The organism is Plantibacter sp. ME-Dv--P-122b, from assembly GCF_030209375.1.
In the GTDB taxonomy this organism is placed as follows: Bacteria; Actinomycetota; Actinomycetes; order Actinomycetales; family Microbacteriaceae; genus Plantibacter.
This window is the reverse complement of the sequence record NZ_JARVSC010000004.1, coordinates 54,115-80,469: the sequence shown is the minus strand read 5'-3', so window position 1 is coordinate 80,469 and position 26,355 is coordinate 54,115. Positions and strand designations below refer to the sequence as shown.

General features: G+C 70.5%; 20 protein-coding genes. 10 read left to right on the top strand and 10 right to left on the bottom strand.

Translation table 11 applies throughout. The features are described 5' to 3' along the window. Positions 1-127: 127 nt before the first annotated feature. On the top strand, positions 128-643 hold the full coding sequence (locus QRN19_RS10515) for a GNAT family N-acetyltransferase (protein WP_285026815.1): 516 nt from the start codon (positions 128-130) through the stop codon (positions 641-643). A 7-nt stretch (positions 644-650) separates the two neighbouring features. Here QRN19_RS10515 and QRN19_RS10510 read toward each other — a convergent pair whose 3' ends face one another. The 8 genes from QRN19_RS10510 to QRN19_RS10475 all read right to left on the bottom strand — a co-directional run bounded on the left by QRN19_RS10510 (position 651) and on the right by QRN19_RS10475 (position 9,651). Then, positions 651-2,582: a D-apionate lactonase family protein gene (locus QRN19_RS10510; protein WP_285026814.1), complete on the bottom strand. Its 1,932-nt coding sequence runs from the start codon at positions 2,580-2,582 to the stop codon at positions 651-653. A gap of 10 nt (positions 2,583-2,592) precedes the next feature. Then, positions 2,593-3,345 (bottom strand): SDR family NAD(P)-dependent oxidoreductase, encoded by a 753-nt coding sequence (locus QRN19_RS10505; RefSeq protein WP_285026813.1) that lies wholly within the window; start codon positions 3,343-3,345, stop codon positions 2,593-2,595. Between the two features lie 230 nt (positions 3,346-3,575). Continuing rightward, positions 3,576-4,448: a phosphogluconate dehydrogenase C-terminal domain-containing protein gene (locus QRN19_RS10500; RefSeq protein WP_082455984.1), complete on the bottom strand. Its 873-nt coding sequence runs from the start codon at positions 4,446-4,448 to the stop codon at positions 3,576-3,578. After that, the gene (locus QRN19_RS10495) at positions 4,445-5,242 is read right to left on the bottom strand and encodes a sugar phosphate isomerase/epimerase family protein (RefSeq protein ID WP_285026811.1); all 798 of its coding nucleotides are present in this window, start codon (positions 5,240-5,242) and stop codon (positions 4,445-4,447) included. Before QRN19_RS10495 ends, QRN19_RS10500 begins: the two co-directional genes overlap by 4 nt. After that, positions 5,239-6,024, bottom strand: a complete 786-nt coding sequence (locus QRN19_RS10490; RefSeq protein ID WP_285026810.1) for a triose-phosphate isomerase family protein — start codon at positions 6,022-6,024, stop codon at positions 5,239-5,241. Before QRN19_RS10490 ends, QRN19_RS10495 begins: the two co-directional genes overlap by 4 nt. Beyond that, a complete protein-coding gene (locus QRN19_RS10485) occupies positions 6,024-6,494 on the bottom strand; it encodes a ribose-5-phosphate isomerase (RefSeq protein ID WP_064295405.1) in 471 nt (156 codons plus the stop codon). The genes QRN19_RS10490 and QRN19_RS10485 overlap by 1 nt, the downstream gene beginning before the upstream one ends. Beyond that, positions 6,491-8,275 (bottom strand): dihydroxyacetone kinase family protein, encoded by a 1,785-nt coding sequence (locus QRN19_RS10480; RefSeq protein ID WP_285026809.1) that lies wholly within the window; start codon positions 8,273-8,275, stop codon positions 6,491-6,493. The genes QRN19_RS10485 and QRN19_RS10480 overlap by 4 nt, the downstream gene beginning before the upstream one ends. Further along, positions 8,272-9,651 carry an MFS transporter gene (locus QRN19_RS10475; protein ID WP_285026808.1) on the bottom strand — a complete coding sequence of 460 codons (1,380 nt, stop codon included), beginning with the start codon at positions 9,649-9,651 and terminating at the stop codon, positions 8,272-8,274. The genes QRN19_RS10480 and QRN19_RS10475 overlap by 4 nt, the downstream gene beginning before the upstream one ends. A gap of 140 nt (positions 9,652-9,791) precedes the next feature. Between QRN19_RS10475 and QRN19_RS10470 the strand changes: the two genes are divergently transcribed. Next, entirely contained in the window at positions 9,792-10,529 is a 738-nt protein-coding gene (locus tag QRN19_RS10470) for a FadR/GntR family transcriptional regulator (RefSeq protein ID WP_285026807.1), read from the top strand. A 174-nt stretch (positions 10,530-10,703) separates the two neighbouring features. Here the strand turns inward: QRN19_RS10470 and QRN19_RS10465 are convergent, their stop codons facing one another. After that, positions 10,704-11,303 (bottom strand): NAD(P)H-dependent oxidoreductase, encoded by a 600-nt coding sequence (locus QRN19_RS10465; protein ID WP_285026806.1) that lies wholly within the window; start codon positions 11,301-11,303, stop codon positions 10,704-10,706. Between the two features lie 117 nt (positions 11,304-11,420). Here QRN19_RS10465 and QRN19_RS10460 point away from each other — a divergent pair, with 117 nt between their 5' ends. Continuing rightward, the gene (locus tag QRN19_RS10460; RefSeq protein ID WP_285026805.1) at positions 11,421-12,551 is read left to right on the top strand and encodes a VanZ family protein; all 1,131 of its coding nucleotides are present in this window, start codon (positions 11,421-11,423) and stop codon (positions 12,549-12,551) included. 22 nt (positions 12,552-12,573) lie between these two features. On the opposite strand, the gene QRN19_RS10455 is transcribed toward QRN19_RS10460, so the two are convergent. Then, the gene (locus QRN19_RS10455) at positions 12,574-13,134 is read right to left on the bottom strand and encodes a TetR/AcrR family transcriptional regulator (protein WP_285026804.1); all 561 of its coding nucleotides are present in this window, start codon (positions 13,132-13,134) and stop codon (positions 12,574-12,576) included. Positions 13,135-13,381: 247 nt separating this feature from the next. Here QRN19_RS10455 and QRN19_RS10450 point away from each other — a divergent pair, with 247 nt between their 5' ends. From QRN19_RS10450 to QRN19_RS10420, 7 genes are all read left to right on the top strand, one after another. Beyond that, a complete protein-coding gene (locus QRN19_RS10450) occupies positions 13,382-14,902 on the top strand; it encodes an ABC transporter substrate-binding protein (protein ID WP_079704502.1) in 1,521 nt (506 codons plus the stop codon). 207 nt (positions 14,903-15,109) lie between these two features. Then, positions 15,110-16,051 (top strand): ABC transporter permease, encoded by a 942-nt coding sequence (locus QRN19_RS10445; protein ID WP_085511322.1) that lies wholly within the window; start codon positions 15,110-15,112, stop codon positions 16,049-16,051. Next, positions 16,048-17,907, top strand: a complete 1,860-nt coding sequence (locus tag QRN19_RS10440; RefSeq protein WP_285026803.1) for a dipeptide/oligopeptide/nickel ABC transporter permease/ATP-binding protein — start codon at positions 16,048-16,050, stop codon at positions 17,905-17,907. Before QRN19_RS10445 ends, QRN19_RS10440 begins: the two co-directional genes overlap by 4 nt. Continuing rightward, positions 17,904-18,755, top strand: a complete 852-nt coding sequence (locus tag QRN19_RS10435) for an ATP-binding cassette domain-containing protein (protein WP_285026802.1) — start codon at positions 17,904-17,906, stop codon at positions 18,753-18,755. The genes QRN19_RS10440 and QRN19_RS10435 overlap by 4 nt, the downstream gene beginning before the upstream one ends. A gap of 205 nt (positions 18,756-18,960) precedes the next feature. Continuing rightward, on the top strand, positions 18,961-21,438 hold the full coding sequence (locus tag QRN19_RS10430; protein WP_285026801.1) for a beta-glucosidase family protein: 2,478 nt from the start codon (positions 18,961-18,963) through the stop codon (positions 21,436-21,438). Next, positions 21,435-24,263: a family 78 glycoside hydrolase catalytic domain gene (locus QRN19_RS10425; protein WP_285026800.1), complete on the top strand. Its 2,829-nt coding sequence runs from the start codon at positions 21,435-21,437 to the stop codon at positions 24,261-24,263. Before QRN19_RS10430 ends, QRN19_RS10425 begins: the two co-directional genes overlap by 4 nt. Before the next feature lie 89 nt (positions 24,264-24,352). Then, entirely contained in the window at positions 24,353-26,095 is a 1,743-nt protein-coding gene (locus QRN19_RS10420; protein WP_285026799.1) for a DUF5605 domain-containing protein, read from the top strand. Positions 26,096-26,355: the final 260 nt, after the last annotated feature.

Here is a 26,355-nt window from a genome sequence, read left to right as displayed (position 1 = left end):
CTGAGCTGGACACGCGCGGACCCTGAGCCCGACCCCGGCCCCCCCGGCCCCTGAAGCCGGACACCACCGGCCCCTGAACCCACCCACCGGTCCCTGAGCTTGTCGACCGGCGCTCTACGATCGATGTATGCGCATCCGTCTCGCCGAACCCGCCGACCTGCCTGGCGTCCTCGCCATCCACACCGACGCCGTCGAGAACGGTGTCGCCATCTGGACGGAGGTCACACCCGACCTCGCCGAGCGCGAGGCATGGCTCGCGCGCCACCAGGAGCCGGGTCGGGTCGCGCTCGTCGCCATCGCCGACGGCCCCGACGACGCGCTCCCCGAGGGTGGCGTCCTCGCCTACGGCAGCTACGGCCCGTACGCCGCGAAGGACGGGTACCGCCACACCGTCGAGAACTCCGTCTACGTCCACCCCGACGCACAGGGGCGCGGCCTCGGCAAGGCGCTCATGGTCGAGCTGCTGGAACGCGCCACGACCGACGGCCACCACGTCATGCTCGCCCTCATCGAGGCCGAGAACACCGCATCGATCGCCATGCACACGAAGCTCGGGTTCGAACAGGTCGGCCTGCTGCCGGAGGTCGGGACGAAGTTCGGCCGCTGGCTCGACCTCGCCATCCTGCGCCGCACGCTCGCCTGAGCAGGATCTACGAACCCGAACCGGCCATCACGACCCGGACCACCGCGCCCGCACCGAGGTCCACGGTGTGCGGCTCGGACGCGCCGGCCAGGACGACCCGGACCGGTGTCTCGCCGAGGTTGCCGAGGATCACGACGGTCTCGCCTGCTGCATCGACGGCTGCGATCGCGGTCACGCCTCCCGGCGAGACGGGCGACCCGGCACCGAGCGACACCCCGCCGATCTCGACCGCGATGCGCCGCCGTCCGCTGAGCTCGGCGATCCACCCGAGTGCCCGGCCCGCAGCCGTCAGCACCCCGTCGGCCGCGACGAGCCCGCGCGGTCCGGTCGCCTCGAAGTACGACAGCGACTCGACACCGGAGACGGCCAGCGCTGCGACACTGCCGACGACCCAGGCGCCGAGCGCCTCCGCCGACTGCCGGTCGTCCGTCGCGCCGGGCACGTGCTCCGCGCCGAAGCCCGCGTGGAGTTCCGGGTCGCGGGAGTCACCGGCGCTCGCCCGCGTGGTGGCGACCGCGTTGTAGCGGGCTCCGAGCGTGACCGGCCCGACGTGCAGCGGACGGCCGTCGGCGATCCTCACGGCGTCCGCCACGACGACCGCCTGCATGCCGAGCGACTCGACGAGCTGGTGCCCGCCGCGGTCGTGCATGAAGGGCGTGATGCTGAACGCCACCGGGCCCGTCCAGCGCTCGAGGCGCGCGTGGTTGCGGTTGAGCTCCGTGAAGTGCGCGCGCGTGCCGCCGACGAGCTCGGGATGCGGCGTCGGGCTCTCGGCCCACAGGGTTCGCAGGACGTCGCCGAGCGCGGTCAGCAGCGTGACCTCCGAGAGGTGGGTACGGCGATGGAACGCCCCGACGCGCACGACGGGCACGGCCGCATCGTGGAGCCGGCGCAGAACCGGCTCGGCCTCCTCGCCCGTCCCGAGCACGAGTCGGAGGTCGAGGGGCCGGGAGCCGGCCTGGCGCACGGCGCGGTCGAGGATGGCCGGCCAGTCCGGGTTGGTCGGGTCGATCTCCACGAGGATCCCGGTGATCGTGTCCGGGGCCACCGCACCAGCGCGTCCACCGTCGGGGTCGCTCGACACCGAGGTCGAGATCGTCGGGACGACGCTGTCGAGTGGCGCGCCGATCCGCCCTTCGACAGGCTCAGAGACAGGGACCTCTCGTTGCGCAACGCGCTCCGTCTCAGGCACGACGGTCACGGCGAGCGGCGTCGCCAGTGGGGCCTCGGCGGGCTCGGCAGCACCGACCCGCGCGCAGGAGACCTCGACGGACTGCTCCACGACGTCACCGACCGCCAGCGCGACCGGGAACGGCAACGAGAGCGGCGTCGAGTAGGTCTTGAACGAGGCGTCGGTCCAGTTGCGCTGGTCCTCCATCTCGAAGACGTCACCACTGAAGCGGGCTGTGGTCGCGATGCGGTCGCCGGTCCAGGCGAGGGACGCGATGCGGATCGCCGGCTGATGCGGAGCGACGTGCTCCAGGAGGCGCGTGGTCGTCGTGGACCCCTCCGGGTGGCCGACGACGAGCTCGGTGCCGGCGAGGGCCGGTGACTGCAGCACGATGAGACCGATGCGCGCGCGCCGGAACGCGGCGGTCACCTCGGCCCGGACGGCGACCCGAAGTGTCGACGCACCGAGGTCGACCGACAGGGACCAGGCGACGACCTCGCCGTCGTCGCCGACTCGGCCGCGCAGGTGCAGGCCGCTCGTCGTGTGGTCGACTGCGTCGACGATGACGGGCAGCGTCTTCCAGTCCTGGTCGCGGACGACGAAGCGGATGCTGCGCAGCACGAGCTCGCCGTCGAAGGCGATGTCGTCCAGCTCGGAGCCGCGGAGCGAAGCCGACCACGGGCCCCGGCCGACGGCGAGGGCGTCGCGCTCGCGGTCGAGCAGCAGGTCGGATGCGACGCGGAAGGTGGTTCCCGAACGCGAGGTCATGATCGTCGGCTCAGAGGCTCGTCATGCCGCCGTCGACCCGGAAGATCGCACCGGTGGCGAAGCTCGACTCGTCGCTGGCGAGGTACACCATGATGCCCTCGACGTCCGAGGCCTGACCGGGACGACCGAGCGGGATGCGCCCGACGATCGCGGCGCGCGACTCGGGGTCGCCGGAGATCGCGGTGACGAGCGGGGTCTCCGTGTAGCCGGGGACGACGGTGTTCACGCGGATCCCTTGGTCGGCGTACGCCGCGGCGACGGTCCGGCCGAGGCCGTGGATCCCGGCCTTCGTGGAGCTGTACGCCGTGAAGTCGGCGCCCTCCCCGTTGAGGCCGGTCGGGCTGCCCGTGAGGATGATGGAACCTCCCCGGCCGAGCATGGCGCGGACGGCGTGCTTCGTCGTGAGGAAGGTGCCGGTGAGGTTGATGTCGACCGTGCGCTGCCAGACCTCGAGGTCGAGGTCGGCGATCTTCGCGTCCTGACCGAAGAGCTGCACGCCGGCGTTCGCGACGACGACGTCCGGGGTCTTGCCGGCGGCGTCCATGACCGCGAACGCTGCTTCGACGCTCGCTTCGTCGGCGATGTCGAGTCGCACGGCGATGGCGGTCGGGAATGGTGCCGCAGCATCACGGGCGGCCTGGATGTCGCGGTCGGAGAAGACGACGGCAGCGTCCTCCCGCGCGAACCGCTCGGCGACCGAGCGTCCGATCCCCGATCCGGCGCCCGTCACGAGCGCGGTCTTTCCTACAAGTCGTCCAGTCATCGTCGCCTGTCTCTCGTGCGGTGTTCGGGGTGTCGCGTGGGGGTGCTGCGCGGTGCTGCCGAGGGTGTCGCGGGTGGTGCGTCGGGTGGTCTGCAGCCTATCCGTCACAACCGGTTGACCGCATGTAGTGTTCACAATTCAGGACGGCCGCGGCGCGCCGACCCGGATCGGGGGTAGAGCGGGGCGGCGCGCCGGGCACGTCCTGAATTGCGAACAGTCGGGGAAGCGGGTTACCGCTCGATCTTGTCGAGGTGGAGCATGGCGGCGAGGTTCTTGTCGAGCTCGTCGTCCTGGAAGACCTTCTTCCAGTCGTCCTTGATGATCGCGCTGCGGCCGTAGTCCATCGCGATGAGGCACGCGTCGGAGAACGGGTTGTCGCCCTTGAGCGAGTTCGCGAGGGCGACCTGCGTGTGGCCGAGGAGGATCGCGCGAGCGGCCGGCTCCGGCACGCCCATGGTGTTGACAGCCTCGTCGAGCGACTCCTTGAGGAGCGCACCGATCATGCACGCGATCGTCTCGACGAGGGTCGGCTCGAGCTGCGCGAGCTGCTTGACCGTGACCCAGTGGACCTCGCCGACGGGGGCGAAGATCGCCCGGACGACGGCCTCGACCTGCGCCTGCTTGGCAGCGTCGTCGGACTCGATCGCCGCGATGGCGTCCTGGAGGGCGGCGATGCCACCGAAGGTGTCCGCGTACTCCTCGGGCGTGTGGCGCTCGACGAAGACGGAGGGGTGGCAGGGGTGCGTGACGGCCTGGATGACGTCGTCGCGACGGGTCAGCAGACCCGCGTACGCTGCGGCCGGGTCGAGCGTGAGGAGCACGGCGCCCGACTTCATGAGCGGGACGACGCCGGCGGACACGGCCTTCAGGGCGAGGTCCGGGACGGCGAGGATGACGACATCGGCGTCGGTGACGGCCGCGTCGGTCTCGGTGAGCTCGCGACCGGCCTCGGTCACGCGCTCCTGGCCGGCGGGCGAGACCTCGCTGTAGAAGACGGTGTGGCTGGTCTTCACGAGGTTGTTGGAGACGCGCATGCCCATCTTGCCGCCCGCGCCGATGACGGCGATGGTGAGCTGGTCCGCGACGGTGGTGGTGTCGGTCATGATCTTCCTTCTCTCAGGTACTGCAGGTTGTGTGCGGTCCACGTGCGCTCGAGCTCGATGGTCTCCGTGATGGAGTCGCCGAGCGGGAGCCAGTGTTCGATGATCTGGTTGACGCCGCGCTCGTCCGGTCGGACGACGGCGGCGAGGGCGGGGTAGTCGAGCAGGCCGGTGCCGAGCGGGGCACCCTCGAGGGTGAAGCCGACCCAGCCACCCCGGCGGGTGAATGCGAAGTCCTTGGCGTGGATGTTCCGGACGTAGGGAGCAGTGCGCGCGATGACGTCACTCGGGTGCTCGAGCCGGGCCACGGTGTTGGCGGGGTCGAGGCAGATGCCGAGGTTCGGGTGGTCGACGGCGGTCACGAGGTCGACGAGCTCCTGCGACGACAGCTGCTCGTAGGTCTCGAGCGCGATCGTCACGCCGGCCGCCTCGAACGCCGGGAGCACCGCGCGAAGTCGATCGACGGCGTCGGCGTGGGACGGCCGGTCGTCGCCGGACGTGACCATGCTGCGCAGGAGCTTCGCGCCCAGCAGGGTCGCGATGTGGAGGAAGCGTTCGAGGTGCGCCACCGCGATCCCCTTCGTCCCGAGTTCGAGGGTGACCCCGAGCTCATGTGCGACCTCGGCGATCCGACGCAGCTCGTCGTCGGACATCGACTCGATGCGGGCGTCGTCGCAGATCTGGAAGAGCTCGACGCCGGCCTCGGCCGTGCGCTCGATCATTCCGATGACGCTCAAGCGCTCGGGCGCGAGCTCGGATCCCTCCCAGAAGAAGGTGTAGGTGCCGAAGCCGATCATGCGCGGGCCGCCTCGTCGAGCACGGCCTCGAGCGCCGCGACGTCGTGGGCGAAGCGTCCGAGGAACACGCCGTCGACATCGTCACCGAGGGCGGTCAGCAGACCGGGCCCCGCACTGCCGCCGTAGATGACGGAGCTGCCGACCCGATCGGGACGCTCGGCGATCGATCGCTTCAGGATCGCGCCGACGGCCCGCACGTACTCGGCAGACGCGGGTTCGGCCGCACCGATCGCCCACACGGGCTCGTAGGCCACGATGACCGACCCGGCGACGGCGTCCGCGAGTGCGGAGTCCAGCTGGCGCACGCACTCCGCTGCAGCCGCCTCAGGCGTCGTGCGCTCGACCTCGCCGATGCAGAGGACCGGCGAGAGGCCGTTTCGGAGGGCCGCGGCGGTCTTCTCGGCGACGACCTCGTCGGTCTCGCCGAAGAGGGAGCGGCGCTCCGCGTGGCCGACCTCGACCACGGCGACGCCGACCTCGGCGAGCTCGGGGCCGCCGACCTCACCGGTGAACGCGCCACGGTCCGCGCTCGCGAGGTCCTGTGCGCCGACCAGCACGCCCGTCCCGGCGAGGGCCGCCGCCGACGGCGCGACCGCGAGGTAGCCGGGGATGACGAACAGTCGCACGCGACCGTCGACCACGGCCTCGTGCCGACGGGCCAAGGCACCCACCTGCTCGATCCACTCGAGGGTCTGCGCGTGGCCGAAGTACATCTTCAGGCTCACGCCGACCACGCGGGGCGCGGTCGGCGCGGGCACGGCCGACGGGGACGGGGTGGTCATCAGCAGGAGCCCGTCGCCTCGTACTCACCGATGACGGCGACCTTCTCGGCACTCGCGCTGGTCTCGTCGAAGCGGTAGGTGAGCCACTCGCGGACGAGGCGGCGCGCGAGCTCGATGCCGATGACGCGCTGGCCCATCGTCAGGACCTGCGCGTTGTTACTGAGGACACCGCGCTCGACGGAGAAGCTGTCGTGTGCCGTGACGGCGCGGATGCCGGCGACCTTGTTGGCGGCGATCGCGACGCCCAGGCCGGTGCCGCAGAAGAGGAGCGCGCGGTCGGCCTGGCCGGACGCGACGAGTTCCGCGGCGGCGATCGCGACCCGTGGGTAGGCGGTGTGGCCATCGGCGTCCACGCCCACGTCGACGAGCGAGGCGACGCCGTCGTGCTGCTCGAGGTCGCGCTTGACGATCTCCTTGTAGTCGAACCCGGCGTCATCCGAGCCGATGACGATGCGCAGCTGATCGGTCATGCGTGTACTCCTTCGTTGGTGGTGGTGCTGGTGGAGCCGTCCGGTGCGGTGGTGCCGGCGGCGCGCTCGAGGACGGGGACGATCGCCGTGACGATCAGGCCGAACGAGTAGGCACCGGCGTCGACCGTACCGAGACTCTTCTCGGCGTGCGGACGGGCGCGGCCCATCTTCGGCAGGAGGTCGGCGGTCTCGGCGGCGGCCCTGGACGCAGCCGCGGCGGCGGTCGTCCAGGCGGCGACGAGGTCGGAACCGTCGGCGACGGCTGTGCTCAGCGTGGTGGTGAACGGCACGAGCGCGTCGACCATCGTCTTCTGTCCGACCTCGGCCTTGCCGAACGACATGATGCCGTCGACCGCGGCCTGCACGCCGGTCGCGACGGCGGCGCGGTCGGGTGCGACCTCGTCGCCGAGGGCGGTTCCGACCGAGCGGAGCGCGAGGCCCCACAGGGCGCCGGACGTGCCGCCAGCGCGGTCCGCCCAGGCGTCGCCGGCCAGGTGCAGGACGGTGCGGGCACCGGCCCCGGCCTCGGCGGCGGTGTGCGCGGCGGTGACGGCGGCACGAGCACCGCGCTGCATGCCGATGCCGTGGTCGCCGTCACCCGCGACGGCGTCGATCCGTCCGAGCTCCTCGACGTTCGTGTCGATGACCTGGACCAGCGCGTCGAGGGCCTCGACCACGACCGCGGCGGCGGCCCGTGACTCGTCGGAGGCGGCGGGGATCTCGGCAGCCGTCTCGGCGACGAGCTCCGAGGGGTCGAGCTGCTCGGCCGCTGCGACGACGCCCTTGCGGTAGGCGGGGGTGTCGGCACCGGCGGCCCAGAAACCCTCGAGCTCCTCGTCCAACCAGAAGAGGGTGAGCGAGACCCCGGCCATGTCGAAGCTCGTGACGAGCTCGCCGACCTCGGGGTCGACGATCTCCACCCCTGCGGCCTCGAGCTGCGCGGCGACCGCACGGTAGACGACGAACAGTTCCTCGTACTTCACCGAGCCGAGGCCGTTGAGGATGACGCCGACGCGAGCGCCCGTGGCCTCGGAGACGCCCTCGGGCAGTTCCGCGAGCAGCGAGGAGACGAGCAGGGTGGCGAGCTCGTCGGCCGTCGGCACGTCGGTCTCGTCGATGCCGGGCTCGCCGTGGATGCCCATGCCGACCGCCATGCGCCCCTCGGGCACGGTGAACAGCGGCTCGGTCGCGCCCGGCAGGGTGCAGCCGCTGAACGCGACGCCGAAGGACCGGGTGCGCTCGTTCGCGTGGGTGGCGACGCGGACGACCTCGTCGAGGTCGTAGCCCGCCTCGGCCGCAGCGGCGGCCGACTTGAAGACGGTGAGGTCGCCGGCGATGCCCCGACGCTTGTGCTTCTCGGCGAGGGGCGCGCTCGAGATGTCGTCGGTGACGGCGACGCTGCGGGTGGGGATACCCGCCGCGTTCAGCGCGTCCTGCGCCTGGGTGAAGTGGAGCACGTCGCCCGCGTAGTTGCCGTAGCTGAGGAGGACGCCGCCGCCACGCTGCGCCGCCTTCGCGACCGACTCGACCTGGTGGGCGGAGGGTGAGGCGAACAGGTTGCCCATCGCCGCGCCATGAGCGAGGCCCTGGCCGACGATGCCGCCGAACGCCGGGTAGTGGCCGGAGCCACCGCCGATGACGAGCGCGACCGTGCCCTCGGGCGTCCGGGTGCTCCGGACGACGCCACCGGTCACGCGCCGGACCTGGTTGCGGTTCGCGGCGACGAAGCCGTCGATCATCTCGTCGGCGAAGTCCACCGGATCGTTGAAGAGGCGCGTCATCGGGTCTTACCCGTGAGGTCGTCGTGCGAGACGCGCAGCTCGCGAGAGCTCCGCTGCTTCGAGAGGATCACCATGAGCGTCGCGGAGATCATCATGAAGCCGCCGACGATGAACATCGGGACGACGTACTGCGGGGTGTCGCCGACCTTGGTGAGGTCCGCGACGGCACCGGTGATGTACGGCGCCGAGAACCCGGCGAGGTTGCCGACCGTGTTGATGAGCGCAATACCAGCGGCCGCTGCTGCACCGGTCAGGAACTGCGTGGGCAGCGTCCAGAAGTTGGGCAGCGCGGCGAAGATCGCCATGGCGGTGACCGCGATGATCGCGATGGTGAGGGCGGGCGAGTTGGCGAAGAGCGCGAGCGGGATACTCACGGCACCGACGATCGCGGGGATCACGATGTGCCAGGTCTTCAGGCCACGGCGCGTCGCGTCACGCGACCAGAAGTACAGGGCGATGGCGGCCGGCACGTACGGGATCGCCGTGATGAGGCCCTTCTGCATGACGTTGAACTCGGTTCCGAACGTCTCCTGGAAGCCCTCGATGATCGTGGGGAGGAAGAAGCCGAGCGCGTAGAGGCCGTAGATGAAGCCGAAGTAGATGAACGCGAGCATCCAGACGCGACCGCTCGTGAACGCGTGCTTGAGGCTGACGTGGCCCTGCTTCTGCTCCGTGGTGGCCTTTTCGTGTGCGAGGGCCGCGGTGAGCCAGACCTGCTCCTCGGTGGTGAGCCACTTGGCGTCCGCGGGGCGGTCCTTCAGGTAGAACCAGGCGATGACACCGATGATGATGGCCGGGAGCCCGACGCCGAGGAACATGAAGCGCCAGCCCTCGAGGCCGAAGAACACGCCGTGCTGTCCGATGAGCCACCCGGCCAGGGGGGCGCCGATGACGGTGGTGAGCGGCTGCGCCAGGTAGAAGAGCGCGAGGATCTTGCTGCGGTGCTTGGCCGGGACCCAGAGGCTCAGGAAGAGGATCGCTCCGGGGAAGAAGCCGGCTTCGGCGACACCGAGCACGAAGCGGAGGATCGCGAGCTGCTCGAAGTTGGCGACCCAGGTGAACAGGACCGCGACGATGCCCCAGGTGACCATGATCCGGGCGAGCCAGCGGCGGGCGCCGAACTTGTTGAGCGCGAGGTTGCTGGGCACCTCGAGCAGGATGTAGCCGATGAAGAAGACGCCGGACGCGAAGCCGAACTGGGCGGCGGAGAGCGCAAGGTCCTCGTTCATGCCGTTGGGGGCGGCGAAGCCGATCGCGGTGCGGTCCAGGTAGTTGATGAAGAACATCAGCGCCACGAACGGCACGAGACGGATCGAGACCTTCCGGATGGCTGATCGCTCGACAGCCGGGTTGGCCGCGGGGGCGGTGGTGTCCACTATGACTCCTCGGGTGGGCGGCATCGATGCCGCGGGCAGGGCGTGGTCCGGTCCGGACCGGAATGAACGATACATCAACCGGTTGACCAATTCAAGCAGTGGGCTCCGGGCATGCCGACCCGCCGCGATACAGTGAACCCATGCCTGCGTTCCCGGATCGGCCGACCGACGACATCTCGTCCAGCCTCGGACCGGTCGCCGTGGGATCCGCCGTCTCCGCCGTCGCGAAGCGCCTGCTCGACCACTTCACGAGCGGTGAGATCGCCCCGGGGACCCGCCTCCCACCGGAACGTCAGCTCGCCGCGTCCCTCGGCATCGGGCGCTCAGCCGTCCGCGAGGCACTCGCGGCGCTCGAGATCCTCGGCGTCGTCGACGTCCGCCCGGGCAGCGGCACCTACCTCCGCGGCAGTGTCTCCGAGCTCCTCCCCGAGACGCTCAGCTGGGGCCTCATGCTGGGCGAGCCGCGGACCCGCGAACTCATCGAGGTGCGCGGGCAGCTCGAGGTCTTCGCCGCCGGCCTCGCCGCGACGCGCATGGACGACAAGGCGCGCAACCGACTGCGCAACCATCTCACCGCAATGAGTGAGGCGGGCGCCAATCGCACCAAGTTCATCGAGGCCGACCTGAAGTTCCACCTCGAACTCGCCTCGGCGACCGGCAACCGCGTGCTGTCGGACCTCCTGCAGAGCATCCGCTCGCTCCTCCGCATCTGGGTCGAGCGCGGCATCCACGAGGACGTCGACGCACAGCGCGCCTTCGAGGAGCACGAGGCCGTCTACGAGGCGATCATGTCGGGCGACCCCGCCGCGGCCACGGCAGCGATGCAGCACCACATGGACACCGCGACCGAGCGCCTGAACCGCACCCTCACGGCGTAGCACTTCGACAAGCTCAGTAGTGACCGGTGGGAGCGGCTCAGTGACCGGAGGGGCGGCTCAGTGACCGGATACGTTCCCTGAGCCGCCCCTCCGGTCCCTGAGCCGGATCCCGGTCCCTGGGCCGGATCCCGGTCCCTGAGCCGAACCCCGGTCCCTGAGCCTGTCGAAGGGCGGTCAGGCGCGGATCGCCTCGACGACCGCCGTCACAGCGGCCTCGACCGCACGCGTCCGGGCGGCAGCGTCCTCGCCCTCCGAGTCGTGGACGAAGGTCGTCACGCCGCGGCGCGCACCGCAGAAGTCGACGATGCCGTGTTCGAGCTGCGTCCGCATCGCCTGCTCGTAGCCGTGGCGGTCGTAGACCCCGGCGTCGTCACCCGCGATCGGCACGAGGTGCACGCGCAGGCGGTCGAGCTTCCGGACGATCCTGCCCTCGGCATCGAGGCCGAACGCCCAACCGTTGACGAACACGCGGTCGAACCAGCCCTTGAGGAGCGCGGGCGCCGACCACCAGTACACCGGGAAGACGAGGACGAGATCGGTGGCCCGGTCGAGCCGCTCCTGCTCGGCTGTCACGTCCGGGGTGAAGTCCCCGCCGACGCGGTACGTGTGTCGGTCCGCGAGCGTGTACCGCGGGTCGAAGCCCTCTGCAGCCAGATCCGCGACCTCGACGCTGGTCGAGCCGGAGGTCGATCGCAGCTCCTGCGCGAGCCGCTGCGCGAGGTGGTGGGTGAGGGAGTCAGAGTCGGGATGGGTGGTCACGATGAGCGTCGGCACACTCCATCATCGCCTGCATCGGACGCGGGATCAGCCGTTCGGCACCCTCCGCAGGATGACCGGGGTCCATCCGACGACTGATGCCGACGGCGCGGCGAGCGCCCTACAGTTGTCGGAATGAGCGGATGGACATGGCAGGCGTGGGTCGGACTCGTCGGCGGCACGCTGATCTTCTTCGCCGTCCTCGGTCCGATCCTGCTCGTGCAGCTCCGCCGCTACGGCCAGATGTCGCTCCCCCGGGTGATCGGTGCTGCGGCGGTCAGTGTCTACGCGGTCGCCCTCGTCGCCTACACGCTCCTGCCGCTGCCCGACGAGCGCGCGAACTGCAGCACGGCCCACGGCGCGCTCGAGCTGATCCCCGGGCACTCGATCGGGGACATCGCACGGGAGACCGCCGGGCTCTCCGTCCTGAGCACCCTGACGAGCCACGCATTCCTCCAGGTCGTCCTGAACGTGATCCTCTTCATCCCGTTCGGCGCCATCGCACGGCGGTACTGGAACCGCGGGCTCGGAGTCTCCATCCTGCTCGGGGCACTCGTCTCCCTGCTGATCGAGTCGACGCAGTACACCGGCATCTGGGGCTTGTACGAATGCGCCTACCGGGTGGCCGACGTCGACGACGTGATCACGAACACGGCCGGAGCCGCGATCGGAGCACTCATCGCCCCGATCGTCCTCGGGTGGATGCCGAGCGCTCGAGCCCTCCGCGCCACCCGCGACCGTGCGCGACCCATCACCGTCTGGAGACGCTGGTTCGGCATGGTGCTCGACGCGTTCGCCGTGAACCTGTCGATCACGGTGTTGTCGCTCGTGTTCGTCGTCCCACGCGTCCTGCTCACGGGCGCGACCGGGACCGCCAACGACCCGACGTTGCCCGAGGTGCTCAGCATCGGCGCGGGCACGGTCGTCCTCGTGATCGTCCTGCCGGCGCTCATCGGGAGCGGCGCGTCGCTCGGGCAACGCCTCGTCTGGCTCGCCCCGCAGTGGCCGAACGGCCGTGGGTCGGTGGCCCGGCGCCTCTACCGCGGGTCCGTCGTCGCCCTGCCGTACATCGCCACGACGACCGCCGCACAGCTCCCCGACGCCACCAGCGGCCTCACCCAGACGATCGTCGGGATCGTCGGGATCCTCAGCTTCATCATCGTCGCCACGGCCGTCGTCTCCGTGCCGTTCACCCGGCACCACCGTGGCGTCTCGTACGCCTCCGTGGGCGCGGACCTCCGCGACACCCGCACGACGACCCCGTAGCGCGACATCAGGCGCTCGGCGACTACAGCTCGGTGCCGAGCAGCCCCGACAGGAAGGCGTGGAGCTCGTCCGCCATGTCGACCGACTCCGGCGCGAGCAACCACTGCACCTGCAGGCCGTCCATGAGCGCGAGGGTCATGAAGGCCGCGCTGGTGGTGGGGAAGTCGGCCCGCACCCGTCCTGCGGAGACGAGCAGCCCGAAGGTGCGCTCGAGCCGCCCGCGTGTGCCCTCGTAGCGCTCGACGAAGTAGTCGTGCGCCGGGTGGTCGGGCGACGTCGCCTCCGCCGACAGCGTGCAGTAGAGCGCGACCACGCCCGGCACGGAAGCGTTGTAGCGGGCGAGCGCGACCAACCCCCGGAGGGTCTCGAGCGGTTCGTCGCCGTCCATCGGCACGAGTGTCGCCGAGAGATCGTCGCGGTGCGAGAGCACAGCGGCGAGCAGCGCGCTCTTGTTCGGGAAGTGATGCAGGAGTCCGGCCTCGCTCATCCCCACCTGCGCGGCCACCTCCCGGAGTGAACCCGCGCGATATCCCCCGTTGGCGAAGACGGCGAGCGCAGCGTCGAGGATGGCGACGCGCTTCATACCGGTTTTCGCATATGCCCCGCGAGGCTTCCCCTGCGGCTTGTTCCCGGCCTTGACCGATGTCATCGGACGACCTCCCCCTTCGGACGGCTTCACGATAGCGCGTTCCCCGTCGAACGCCGCGGCCTGGTCGTGATCCAACTGTGACATGGTCGAAAACAAAAAGCTAGTGACCACTCGGGTTTCATGCTAGCGTCCTCAATCACCAGCGATCCGATGAGGGATTGCTCACAGCGAATGGACAAAGATGTTCCGATGGAAGACGACCGCAGCCGTCGCGGTCACCGCTGCTGCACTCGTGCTCACCGGCTGCTCCGGGAGCACCTCCGGCTCTGACAGCGGCTCCGGTGGCACCCTGATCCTGGGTGCGATCACTCCCCCCACCACGTTCGACCCGGCCGGCTCCGAGTGGGGCAACCGCTCGCCCTTCTACCAGGCCGTCTTCGACACCCTGCTCGTCGCCACCGCCGACGGTGAGATCGTCCCGTCGCTCGCGACCTCGTACGAGTACAACGACGACAACACCGTCCTGACGCTCAAGATCCGCGACGACGTCACCTTCACCGACAAGTCGAAGCTCACCGCCGACGTCGTCAAGCAGAACCTCGAGCGCTTCAAGACCGGCACCTCCCCCGACGCCGGGTACTTCGCGGGCGTCGCCTCCGTCGAGGCGCCCGACGACACCACGGTCGTGATCACGCTGAGCGCACCCGACCCGGCCATGCTCAATTACCTCACCCGCGACCCCGGCCTGATCGCCAGCGCCGAGTCGTTCGACAGCCCCGACCTCGCCACCAACCCGGTCGGCTCCGGACCGTACATGCTCGACACGGCCGCGACCGTCACCGGCACGAGCTACAGCTACACCGCGAACCCCGACTACTGGAACAAGGACTGGCAGCACTACGACAAGCTGACCATCAACGTCCTCCAGGACGCGACCGCCGGCCTCAACGCCGTCAAGTCGGGCGAGGTCAACGGCATCAAGCTCGCCAACAACGACAACCTCGCCGAGGTCGAGGGCGCCGGCTGGACCGTCAACGCCAACGAGCTCGACTTCCAGGGCATGCTCCTCCTCGACCGCGCCGGCACGATGAACCCGGCGATCGCCGACGTCCGCGTCCGCCAGGCCATCAACTACGCGTTCGACCGCCCGGCCCTGCTCAAGGCACTGCAGAACGACAACGGCACGGTCACGGGTCAGGTCTTCCCGGAGAACTCCCCCGCCTACGACAAGTCGCTCGACGACCGCTACGGCTACGACCCCGAGAAGGCCAAGGAGCTGCTCGCCGAGGCGGGTTACGCCGACGGCCTGACGCTCTCGATGCCGTCCTCCACGGTGCTCGGTGCCACCACCTACACGCTGATCTCGCAGCAGCTGGCCGACGTCGGGATCACCGCCGAGTACACGGACCCGGGCAACAACTTCATCGCCGACCTCCTGGCCCCGAAGTTCCCCGTCTCCTTCATGGCGCTGGAGCAGAACCCGGACTGGCAGCTCATCCAGTTCATGATCGCCCCGAACGCCGTCTTCAACCCCTTCAAGTACGACGACCCGAAGGTCGACGAGTACATCAAGCAGATCCAGTACGGCGATGAGGCGACGCAGGGCAAGGTCGCCAAGGAACTCAACGCCTACATCGTCGAGCAGGCCTGGTTCGCCCCCTTCTACCGGGTGCAGGGCAGCTTCGCGACGGACGCCAACACGACCGTCAAGATGATCCCCACGAACGCGTACCCGTCCATCTACGACATCCAGCCGAAGTAGTCCGCAGGTTCCTGAGCCGGTCCGGGTTCGCCCTTCGGCAGGCTCAGGGACCGGAACGGACCGGCCCTGCCCGGTTCGAGGGGTACGCCCTTCGACAGGCTCAGGGACCACGGTCGCACGTCGGTTCGACCCCGGCCCGCCCGAGTGCCCAGCGCTCGGGCGGGCCGGCCCCAACACCCCTCACTCACCCACTTCCTGGAGTGACCCATGCTCGGATTCATCCTCAGACGCCTGGTGTCCGGCGTCGTCCTCATCTTCGTGATCTCCGTGATCGCGTACTCCCTCCTCTACCTCGGCGGCGGCGACATCGCCCGCCGCATCCTCGGCCAGAGCGCCACCACCGAGACCGTCGCGAAGAAGGCCGCCGAACTCGGCCTCGACCGCCCGCTGCCGGTGCAGTACCTCGACTGGATCACCTCCGCCTTCCAGGGCGACCTCGGCCGCTCGTGGTTCACCGGCCAGCTCGTCTCCTCCGGCGTCACGGGCCGCCTCGCCGTCACCCTCTCGATCGTGCTCGGCGCGACGATCATCGCCGCGATCGTGTCCGTCATCCTCGGTGTCCTCGCCGCCCGTCGCGGTGGATGGATCGACAACGTCGTCCAGTTCATCTCCGTCATCGGCTTCGCGATCCCCAGCTTCCTCATCGCGCTCGTGCTCGTCATCACCTTCGCGATCAACCTGCGCCTGTTCAAAGCCACCGGGTACATCCCGATCACCACGTCCTTCTCCGGCTGGGTCGCCTCGGTGACATTGCCGATCATCGCCCTCGCGATCGGCGCCATCGCGACGGTCTCGCAGCAGGTGCGCGGTTCCGTCGTCGACGCGATGTCGAAGGACTACGTGCGGACGCTCCGCAGTCGCGGCCTCGGCACGGGCCGCGTCATCTACAAGCACGTGCTGCGGAACGCCGGCGGCCCCGCCCTCGCCGTCCTCGCCGTGCAGTTCATCGGCCTCCTCGGCGGCGCCGTCATCATCGAGCAGATCTTCGCCCTCCCGGGCATCGGTCAGCTCGCCGTGCAGGCCACGACCCAGGGCGACATCCCCATCGTCATGGGGGTCGTCATCGCGACGGCCATCATCGTCGTCGTCGTCAACCTGCTCATCGACCTCGCGCAGGCTGCGCTCAACCCGAAGGTGCGACTGTCATGACCGCCATCGAAACCCCGCTCACCGTCCCGACCCCGCAGGTCCGCGTCAACCTCCTGCGTCGGCTCCTCAAGCGCCCGATCGGCGCCGCGTCGCTCGTGTTCCTCGCGCTCATCGGGGTCGTCGCGATCTTCGGACCGCTCATCGCCCCGCAGGACCCGAACCTCGCGTCCCTGCAGCAGGTCCTGGCGCCGCCGAGTGCCGACCACCTCCTCGGAGCGGACAGCGCCGGGCGCGACGTGTTCTCGCGCCTGCTCGCCGCCACCCAGATCAGCGTCGCCGCGGCACTCCTCGCGCTCGTCGTCGCCATCGTCATCGGGGTCGTCGCCGGACTGATCGCCGGGTACTACCAGGGCTGGTTCGACTCCGTGTCGTCCTGGTTCACAGGCCTCATCATGGCGCTGCCCGGCATCGTCGTCCTCCTCGCCGCCCGTGCCGTCCTCGGCCCGTCGGTCTGGATCTCGATGGCGATCTTCGGCATCCTGCTCTCGCCCTCCTACTTCCGGCTCGTGTACGCGGCGGTCACGGCCGTGCGCTCGGAGCTCTACGTCGACGCCGCCCGGGTCTCCGGCCTCAGCGACCCGCGCATCATCGGCAAGCACATCCTCTCCGTCGTCCGCGCGCCGATCATCATCCAGTCGGCGATCATCGCGGGCATCGCCATCGCGATCCAGTCCGGCCTCGAGTTCCTCGGTCTCGGCGACCTGTCCGTGCCGACCTGGGGGTCGATGCTCAACGACGGCTTCACGAACATCTACAAGGCACCGATCCTCATGGTGTGGCCGTCGCTCGCGATCGCGCTCACCTGCATCGCGCTCACCCTGCTCGCCAACGCGATGCGTGACGAGCTCGAGCGCACCGTGTCCGTCCGTCGGCGCCGTCGCAAGATCGTGACGATGTCGAAGACGGGCTCGAACACGATCGTCACGCAGTCGATCAGCACCTCCGGGATCAGCGAGGACGAGATCGTCGGCGTCCCGCCCATCCGCCACGACGACGACGCGCGCGCCGCCGTCCGCGCCGAGGAGCTCGTCCTCAGCGTCCGCGACCTCCGCGTCGGCTACGACCAGGAGGGCGGCCGGGTCACCGAGGTCGTCCACGGCGTCGACCTCGACATCCGCAAGGGCGAGGTCCACGGCCTCATCGGCGAGTCCGGCTCGGGCAAGACCCAGACCGCGTGGGGTGTCCTCGGGCTCCTGCCGCGCGGCGGGCGGGTCACCGACGGCACGATCCGCTACGAGGGCACCCGGCTCGACACCCTCGGGGAGCGCGAGTACACGGCCATCCGCGGCAAGCGCATCGGCTACATCCCGCAGGAGCCGATGTCGAACCTCGACCCGGCGTTCACGATCGGCAGCCAGCTCGTCGAACCCCTGCGCGTCACCCTCGGCCTGAGTAAGAAGGAGGCGACGGACAAGGCGCTCGCCCTGCTCGAGCGGGTCGGCATCCCGAACCCCAAGCGCACCTTCGCCGCGTTCCCGCACGAGGTCTCGGGCGGTATGGCGCAGCGCGTGCTCATCGCCGGCGCCGTCTCCACGGACCCGGACATCATCATCGCCGACGAGCCCACCACCGCCCTCGACGTGACCGTCCAGGCGGAGGTCCTCGACCTGCTGCGCGACCTCCAGGCGGAGCGCCACATGGCGATGCTCCTCGTGACGCACAACTTCGGTGTGGTCGCCGACCTCTGCGACCGTGTCTCGGTCATGCAGAACGGCCTCATCGTGGAGACCGGGCCGGTGCGCTCGATCTTCAACCACGCGCAACACCCGTACACGCAGTCGCTGCTCGGCGCGATCCTCGACGAGGGTCCCGCCCGACCGGCACTCGCGACGAACCTGACAGGAGAGACCCGATGACGTCGTCACTGCTCGAGGTGAAGGACCTCGAAGTCGAGTACCCGGGCAAGGGGTTCCGTGCCCAGCCGTTCAAGGCGCTGAAGGGCGTGTCGATCGACATCAAGCCCGGTGAGACCGTCGGCCTCGTCGGCGAGTCCGGCTCCGGCAAGACCACGCTCGGTCGTGCCGTGCTGGGCCTCGCCCCGGTCACCGGCGGCAGCATCCGCTACCGCGACCAGGAGATCGGGCACCTGAAGCGCAAGGAGCGCCGGGCGCTGAGCTCGGAGATCCAGGTCGTCTTCCAGGACCCGTACTCCTCGCTCAACCCCTCGCTCACGATCGAGCAGATCCTCACCGAGCCGCTCACCGTCCGCGGCGTCTCCGGTGCCGACGCCCGCAAGCGCGTCGGATCCCTGCTCGACCAGGTGCAGCTGCCGACCGGCGCGGCCTCACGGCTCCCCCGGGAGTTCTCGGGCGGCCAGCGGCAGCGCATCGCGATCGCCCGGGCGCTCGCCCTCGATCCGAAGCTCATCGTGTGCGACGAGCCCGTGTCTGCCCTCGACCTGTCGACGCAGGCGCGGGTCCTCGACCTCTTCATCGACATCCAGGAACAGACGGGCGTCGCCTACCTGTTCATCTCGCACGACCTCGCGGTCGTCCGGCACATCAGCCACCGCGTGGCGGTCATGTACCACGGCGAGATCGTCGAGTCCGGCGACGGCGACCAGGTGACGGCGCACCCGGCCCACCCGTACACGCAGCGGCTGTTCATGGCGGCACCGATCCCCGACCCGGACCGCCAGGAGGACCGCCGCGTGGAGCGACGCCGCCTCATCGACGAGCAGCGTGCGGCGGAGTCCGCCGCCTGATCCGTCCGGATCACCACGACCGCCCGGTCGGCCGGGGCCAGGAACCTGGCCGGCCGGGCGCACCACCGGTCCTGAGCTTGTCGAAGGACAACCATCCGGTCCCTGAGACCCACCATCCGGTCCCTGAGACCCACAACCGGTCCCTGAGACCCACAACCGGTCCCTGAGCTTGTCGAAGGGCCACCCCAGAACGGACCCACATCGCATGACCATCACCACTCCCCGGCACGCCGCCGCCACGAAGCCCGTCGACACCGCGGCCATCGACGCCCTCGTCGCCCGGCTCGACCTCGAGGAGAAGGTCGCGCTCGTCTCCGGCGCCGACTTCTGGACCACCGTGCCGCTCGAGAAGATCGGTCTCCGCGCCATGGTCCTGTCCGACGGCCCGGCCGGCGTCCGCGGTCCGCTGTGGGACGAGCGTTCGCCATCGATCAACCTCCCGTCAGCGACCGCACTGGCCTCCTCGTGGGATCCGTCGCTCGCCTACCGCTACGGTGCGGTCGCCGCAGCCGAGGCCCGCCGCAAGGGCGTCGACGTCGTCCTCGGCCCGACCATCAACCTCCACCGCTCCCCGCTCGGCGGGCGGCACTTCGAGGCGTTCAGCGAGGACCCGGAGCTCACCGGTTCGCTCGCGGCCGCCTACGTCAGTGGCCTGCAGGACAACGGCGTCGCCGCGACCCCGAAGCACTACGTCGCCAACGACTCCGAGACCGACCGCTTCACGGTCGACGTGCACGCGAGCGAGCGTGCCCTCCGCGAGCTGTACCTCGCGCCGTTCGAGCGCACGGTGACCGAGGCCGGCACCTGGGCGATCATGAGCGCCTACAACTCCGTCGACGGCGTCACGATGAGCGAGAACGACCTCCTGGAGACGCCGCTCAACTCGGAGTGGGGCTTCGACGGTGTCGTCGTCAGCGACTGGACCGGCGTCCGCAGCCTCGGCTCGGCATCGGCGTCGCAGGACCTCGCCATGCCCGGCCCCGCTCCCGCGTGGAGCGCGGCCCTCGTCGAGGCCGTCCGCGACGGCCGGGTCGCCGAGTCCGACGTCGACCGCAAGGTCGCCCGGCTCCTCGCCCTCGCGGTCCGCGTCGGCGCCCTCGGCGAGGAAGCACTGGCGCCGGCCCCGGTCGACGGGGTCGCCTTCTCCCGCGAGGCCGAGACCGAGGGCGTCGTGCTGCTCGACAACGACGGCACCCTGCCCCTCGACGCCTCAGCGCTCACCCGCGTCGCCGTCATCGGGCACAACGCCCGCGACTCCCGCACCCAGGGCGGTGGCAGCGCGACGGTCCTGCCCGAGCACACCGTCAGCCCGCTCGAAGGACTCCGACTCGCGCTCCCCGAGGCGACGATCGACTACGCCGTCGGCGCGATCGTGCAGGAGGGAGTCGCCGAACTCCCGCTCGAGCGCCTCACCAACCCGCGCACGGGTGACCCCGGTCTCGTCGCCACGTTCCTCGACGCCGACGGTGCGGAACTCTTCACCGAGGACCGTCGCTCCACCGCGCTCGTCTGGTTCGGCGGCGACGCCCCGGTCACCACGGCGTCGCAGCTCGTGCTCACCACCACATACACGCCGGAGGCCACCGAGCAGCTGCGACTCGGCTTCGCCACGGGGCTCCACGGCCGGCTCTTCGTCGACGGCGTCCTCCTCGTCGACGAGCAGCCCGTGGTCGTCGGGAACGACCTCGGCGCGGCGCTGCTCGCCCCGCCGTCGGCGACGGGTGCGTTCGCCGCCCAGGCCGACGTCGCCGTCGAGCTCCGCGCGGAGTTCGACCTCTCCCCGAGCGAGAACGGGCTCGGCGCGATCAGCGTCACCGTCGGTCGCGCTCCCGACGACTCCGACCCCGACGCCCTCATCGCCCAGGCGGTCGAGGCGGCCCGCGCGGCCGATGTCGCCGTCGTGGTCGTCGGCACGAACTCGAAGGTCGAGTCGGAGGGCTGGGACCGCAGCGACCTCACGCTCCCTGGCCGTCAGGACGAGCTCGTCCGCGCCGTCGCCGCTGTGAACCCGCGCACCGTCGTGATCGTCAACTCCGGCGCCCCGGTCCTGCTCCCCTGGAGCGACGAGGTCGCCGCCGTGCTCCTCGGCTGGTTCGGCGGACAGGAGATGGGCAACGCCCTGGCCGACGTGCTCCTCGGGGTCTCCGAACCCGGTGGTCGCCTGAGCACCACCTGGGCTGCGGCGCTCGACGACGTCCCGGTGCTCGACGTCACCCCGGTGGACGGCGTGCTCCGCTACGAGGAGGGCATCCACATCGGCTACCGCGCGTGGCTCCGCTCGGGCGCCACGCCCGCCTACTGGTTCGGCCACGGCCTCGGGTACACGGGCTGGTCCATCGACGGTGGCGAGGTCTCGGGTGACGTTGCCGCCGGTGACGCACGCGTCTCCGGGACCGCCACGAACACCGGTGACCGCGCCGGCAAGCACGTCGTGCAGGTGTACGCCGAGCGACCGGACTCCTCGGTCGACCGCCCCGTGCGCTGGCTCGTCGGATCGGCCGTCGTCCGCGCGGATGCCGGCGAGTCGGTGGCCTGGGAGGTCGCACTGCCGACACGCGTCTTCGCGCACTGGGCCGACGGCTGGCAGGTCGAGCCGGGCGAGGTCACCCTCCGGATCGGATCGTCCGTCGTCGACCTCGTGCACGAGCACGTCGTCACCATCCCCGCCGGGACCTCCCGATGACCGCGCACGTCGCGCGGATCGGTCGGCTGCGGGCGGAGACCCGGGACGACAGCCCGGCGGTCGCGACGCCGACGCCTCGGTTGAGCTGGACCGTCGAGACCTCGCGTTCCGACTGGGTGCAGGCCTGGGCCGAGCTCCGGGACGGCAGTGGTGCCACGGCGCGTGTCGAGGGGCGCGACTCCGTCCTCGTCTCCTGGCCGTTCCCGCCGCTCGCGCCGGACGAGGTGCGCACCGTCGAGGTCCGTGCCGCGTCGACCGCGGGTGAGGAGACACCCTGGAGCGAGCCGACCGTCGTCGAGGCCGCGTTCCTCGCCGACGAAGCCTGGACCGCCCACTTCATCGGTCTCGCGGCGCCCGAGCGTCCGGCGCAGCCGATCCGGGTGCGCCGCACCTTCACGGTCGGCGGGCCCGTCCGTCGCGCCCGGCTGTTCTGGACCGCGCTCGGTGCCGCCGAACCGCAGCTGAACGGGATGCCCGCCTCGGAGGACGTCCTCTCCCCCGGCTGGACCGCCTACGGCGACCGCCTCGTGCACGAGACCGTCGACGTCACCGCGCTCGTCGAGCCGGGTGAGAACGTCCTCGCCGCGACCGTCGCCGGCGCCTGGTACACCGAGCGCTACGGGTTCTTCCAGTTCGCCGAGCGGATCTACGGCGACCAGCCACGCTTCGCCGCCCAGCTGCAGCTCGACTACCTCGACGGGACGACGGAGACGCTCGTCACCGACGCGAGCTGGTCGGCGGCCGACGGTGCCGAGCTCGTCGACAGCGGCATCTACGCCGGCGAGGCGATCGACACCACCCTGGCCGAACCCGGCTGGTCGACGACGGCGTTCGACGCGTCCACCTGGGCCCAGGTGGACGTCGACGACGCTGCGCACCCGGTGCCGGAGGCCCGCATCGCCGCGCCCGTCCGTCGCATCGAGGAGCGCGCGGTGGCGGAAGTGCTCACCTCGCCCTCCGGCGCCACCATCCTCGACTTCGGCCAGAACCTCGTCGGCCGCCTCCGGCTCACCGTCGCCGGCCCGCGGGGCACGACGCTCACACTCCGGCACGCCGAGGTCCTCGACGAGGGCGAACTCGCCCTGCGTCCCCTCCGCAACGCCGCGGCCACCGACCACGTCACGCTCTCGGGCGACGGCGAACAGACGATCGAGCCGCGCTTCACCTTCCACGGCTTCCGCTACGCGCAGATCGACGGCTGGCCGGGCGCGTTCGACCCGGCGTCGGTCACCGCCGTCGTCCTCCACAGCGACCTCACGCGCACCGGTTGGTTCTCCTCCTCGCACGAGCTACTGGACCGCCTCCACGAGAACGTCGTCTGGGGCATGCGCGGCAACTTCCTGAGCATCCCGACCGACTGCCCGCAGCGCGACGAACGACTCGGCTGGACGGGCGACCTGCAGGTCTTCGCCCCGACCGCGAGCTTCCTCTACGACAGCTCCGCATTCCTCGACTCCTGGCTGCGCGACCTCGCGCTCGAGCAGGGACACCAGGACGGTGTCGTCCCCATGGTGGTCCCGGCCGCGCTGTCCGGATTCGCCGGCGGCGGGCCGACCGCGGCCTGGGGCGACGCCGCGACCGTGGTGCCGTGGGTGCTCCACGAGCGCTACGGCGACCTCGGGATCCTGCGCGAGCAATACCCGTCGATGCGCTCCTGGGTGGAGGCCGTCCTCCGGGTGAGCACCGACGGCCTCTGGTCGAACACCTTCCAGCTCGGCGACTGGCTCGACCCGAGCGCGCCGCCGGACCAGCCGGCCAAGGCCCGGGTCGACTCGGACATCGTAGCGAGCGCCTATCACGCCCGATCCCTCCGGATCCTCGCCGACACCGCCGAACTCCTCGGTGAGACGGCGGACGCCGAGCGGTACGGCGGACTGGCCGAGCGGAGTCGGGCGGCCTTCACCGCCGAGTACGTGACGCCCGCCGGCCGGATGATGTCCGACGCACCGACCGCGTACGCCCTCGCCCTCCGGTTCGACCTCGTCGACGACCCCACCGTTCGGCAGCGCCTCGCGGACCGCCTCGCCGACCTCGTCCGTGCCGACGGGTACCGCATCGGCACCGGCTTCGTGGGGACGCCGCTCATCACCGACGCACTCGCCGACGGCGGACACCTCCGCGCGGCCGGCCGCCTCATGCTCCAGACCGAGAACCCCTCCTGGCTCTCGCCCGTCACCAAGGGCGCGACCACGATCTGGGAGCGTTGGGACAGCCTGCTCGAGGACGGCTCGGTCAACCCGGGCGAGATGACCTCGTTCAACCACTACGCGCTCGGCGCCGTCGCCGACTGGCTGCACCGCACCGTGGCCGGCCTCGCCCCCGCGGCACCCGGCTATCGCGAACTCCGGATCGCACCGCGGCCGATCGACGGGCTCGACCACGCCGAGGCCCGACATGTCACGCCCTACGGCGAGGCGTCGGTGGCGTGGCGTCGCGACGGGTCGGCACTCCGGGTGTCGGCGGTCGTGCCGCCGAACACGACGGCGACGGTCGCGTTGCCGGGTGCCGCGGAGGAGACGGTCGGGTCCGGTCGCCACGACTGGACGGTCGAGGTCCCCGACGCCGGCTCGAATCCCGACGACGACGTCACACTCGGCCTCGACTCGCCGCTCTCCGAGATCATCGACCGACCGGCCGCGTACGACGCGCTCCTCAGCTCGGTGGGTGCTCACGATCAAGCCAAGGCCGACGGCATCCGCCGCGGCACCCAGTGGAGCCGTGGTCGGACCGTCCGTCAGCTCCTCATGTTCACGCCGCCGTCGATGCTCGACGACGTGGACGCGGCGCTGGCTGCAGCCACTCCGGCACCAGGAGTTGCGCGATAACCCCCACTCGACCGTTCCACGTGCAACACTCGCACCGCCTGCACCAGTAGCACCCGCCGCCGACTTGCTCGGCTGATCACAGGAGATCCATGTTCGACCGCAGTTCCGCCTTCGGAGACGTCATCGAGAGCCCGGCGGGTCGCACCGTCCTCGAGCAGTTCCTGCCCGGTATCGCCGCCTCGCCGATGGCCAAGCAGTTCCGCAGCATCCGGCTCGGGCAGCTGTCGGCGATCGTGCCGGAACTGCAGGACGACGCGGCGAAGGATCGACTGTGGGCGGCACTCGCGCAGGTCGACGACGGCCCTGACGCCCGCGCACCCTACGGCGCTGCGATCGAGCCCGCTTCTGACTACGAGGGCGATGACGTCCCGCGCGGCTCGGCGACCCTGACGGTCCCCGCCGACGTCCCGCAGTACGGCGTCGTGGAGATCCGGCTGGACGGGCCGTCGCACGGCAACCCGTTCGTCAATGTGGAACTCGGCGCGACGTTCACGAACGGCGCACGCGAGCTCACCGTCGGCGGGTTCTACGACGGCGACGGCCGGTACCTGGTGCGGCTGCTCGCCGAGGAGCAGGGCGAGTGGTCGTTCACCACGAGCTCGACCGCCCGATCACTCGACGGCGTCGCAGGCGCGTTCACCGTGTCGGCCGCGGCGACGGGCAGCCACGGACCGGTGCGCGTCGACGGCTTCCACTTCGCCCATGCGGACGGCACCCGCCACCGCCCGCTCGGCACGACCGCCTACGCCTGGACGCACCAGCCCGAGGAGCTGCAGGAGCAGACGCTGCGCGCCCTGGAGACCGCGCCGTTCACGAAGATCCGCATGTGCGTGTTCCCGAAGTCGTACCTCTACAACGCGAACGAGCCGGAGACGTTCCCCTTCGTCGGCTCGCTCGCCGATGGGTTCGACCACGAGCGCTTCGACCCGGCGTACTGGGCGAACCTCGAGCGGCGCATCACCCAGCTCGGCGCGCTCGGCATCGAGGCGGACCTGATCCTCTTCCACGCCTACGACCGCTGGGGCTTCGCTGACCTCGGTCCGGCCGTCGACGAACGGTACCTCCGCTACGCCGTCCGTCGGCTCGCCGCGTTCGCGAACGTGTGGTGGTCGATGGCGAACGAGTACGACCTGCTCTGGGCGAAGACGAACGACGACTGGGAGCGGCTTGCAGCGGTCGTCGGCGCGGAGGACCCGCACGGCCACCTCAACTCCATCCACAACTGCCAGGGGTTCTACGACTACACGAAGCCCTGGATCACGCACTGCAGCGTGCAGCGCGTCGACGTCTACCGGACCGCGGAGAACACCGACGCCTGGCGCGAGCAGTGGGGCAAGCCGATCGTCATCGACGAGTGCGCCTATGAGGGCGACATCGACCAGGGCTGGGGCAACATCACCGGCGAGGAGATGGTGCGACGGTTCTGGGAGGGCGCGATCCGCGGCGGCTACGTCGGTCACGGGGAGACCTACCTCAACGACCGGGAGGAGCTGTTCTGGTCGAAGGGCGGGCCGCTCATCGGTTCGAGTCCCGACCGCATCGCGTTCCTGGAACGCATCTCGGCCGAGTCCCCGACGGGCGTCCTCGACCCGCTCCCCGGCGACTGGGACGTGCCGTGGGGCGGGCTCGCCGGCCGCTACGTCATCGGCTACTTCGGCTTCAACCGGCCGCGGTTCCGCAACGTCTTCCTCCCCGAGGGCGAGTTCCACGTCGACGTGCTCGACACCTGGAACATGACGGTCGAGACCCTGCCGGGCACCCACACCGGTACCGTCCGGGTCGACCTGCCCGGCCGCCAGTTCATGGCGGTCCGCCTCCGCCTGGTGGAGTAGCCGCGCCCGGTCACCGAGCCGCAACCCCGGTCACTGAGCTGCAACCCCGGTCGCTGAGCCGCAACCCCGGTCCCTGGGCCGCAACCCCGGTCACTGAGCCTGTCGAAGTGCCGAGCAACCCTCCCCGGTCACCGAGCCACCTCCACCGGTCACTGAGCCTGTCGAAGTGCGGAGCGACCCTCCCCGCCACCCCGTCTCCACACCGTTGACACGTTTGTTCGGACCCTTTACAGTTGTCGGGCATCGACGCAACCCCCGTT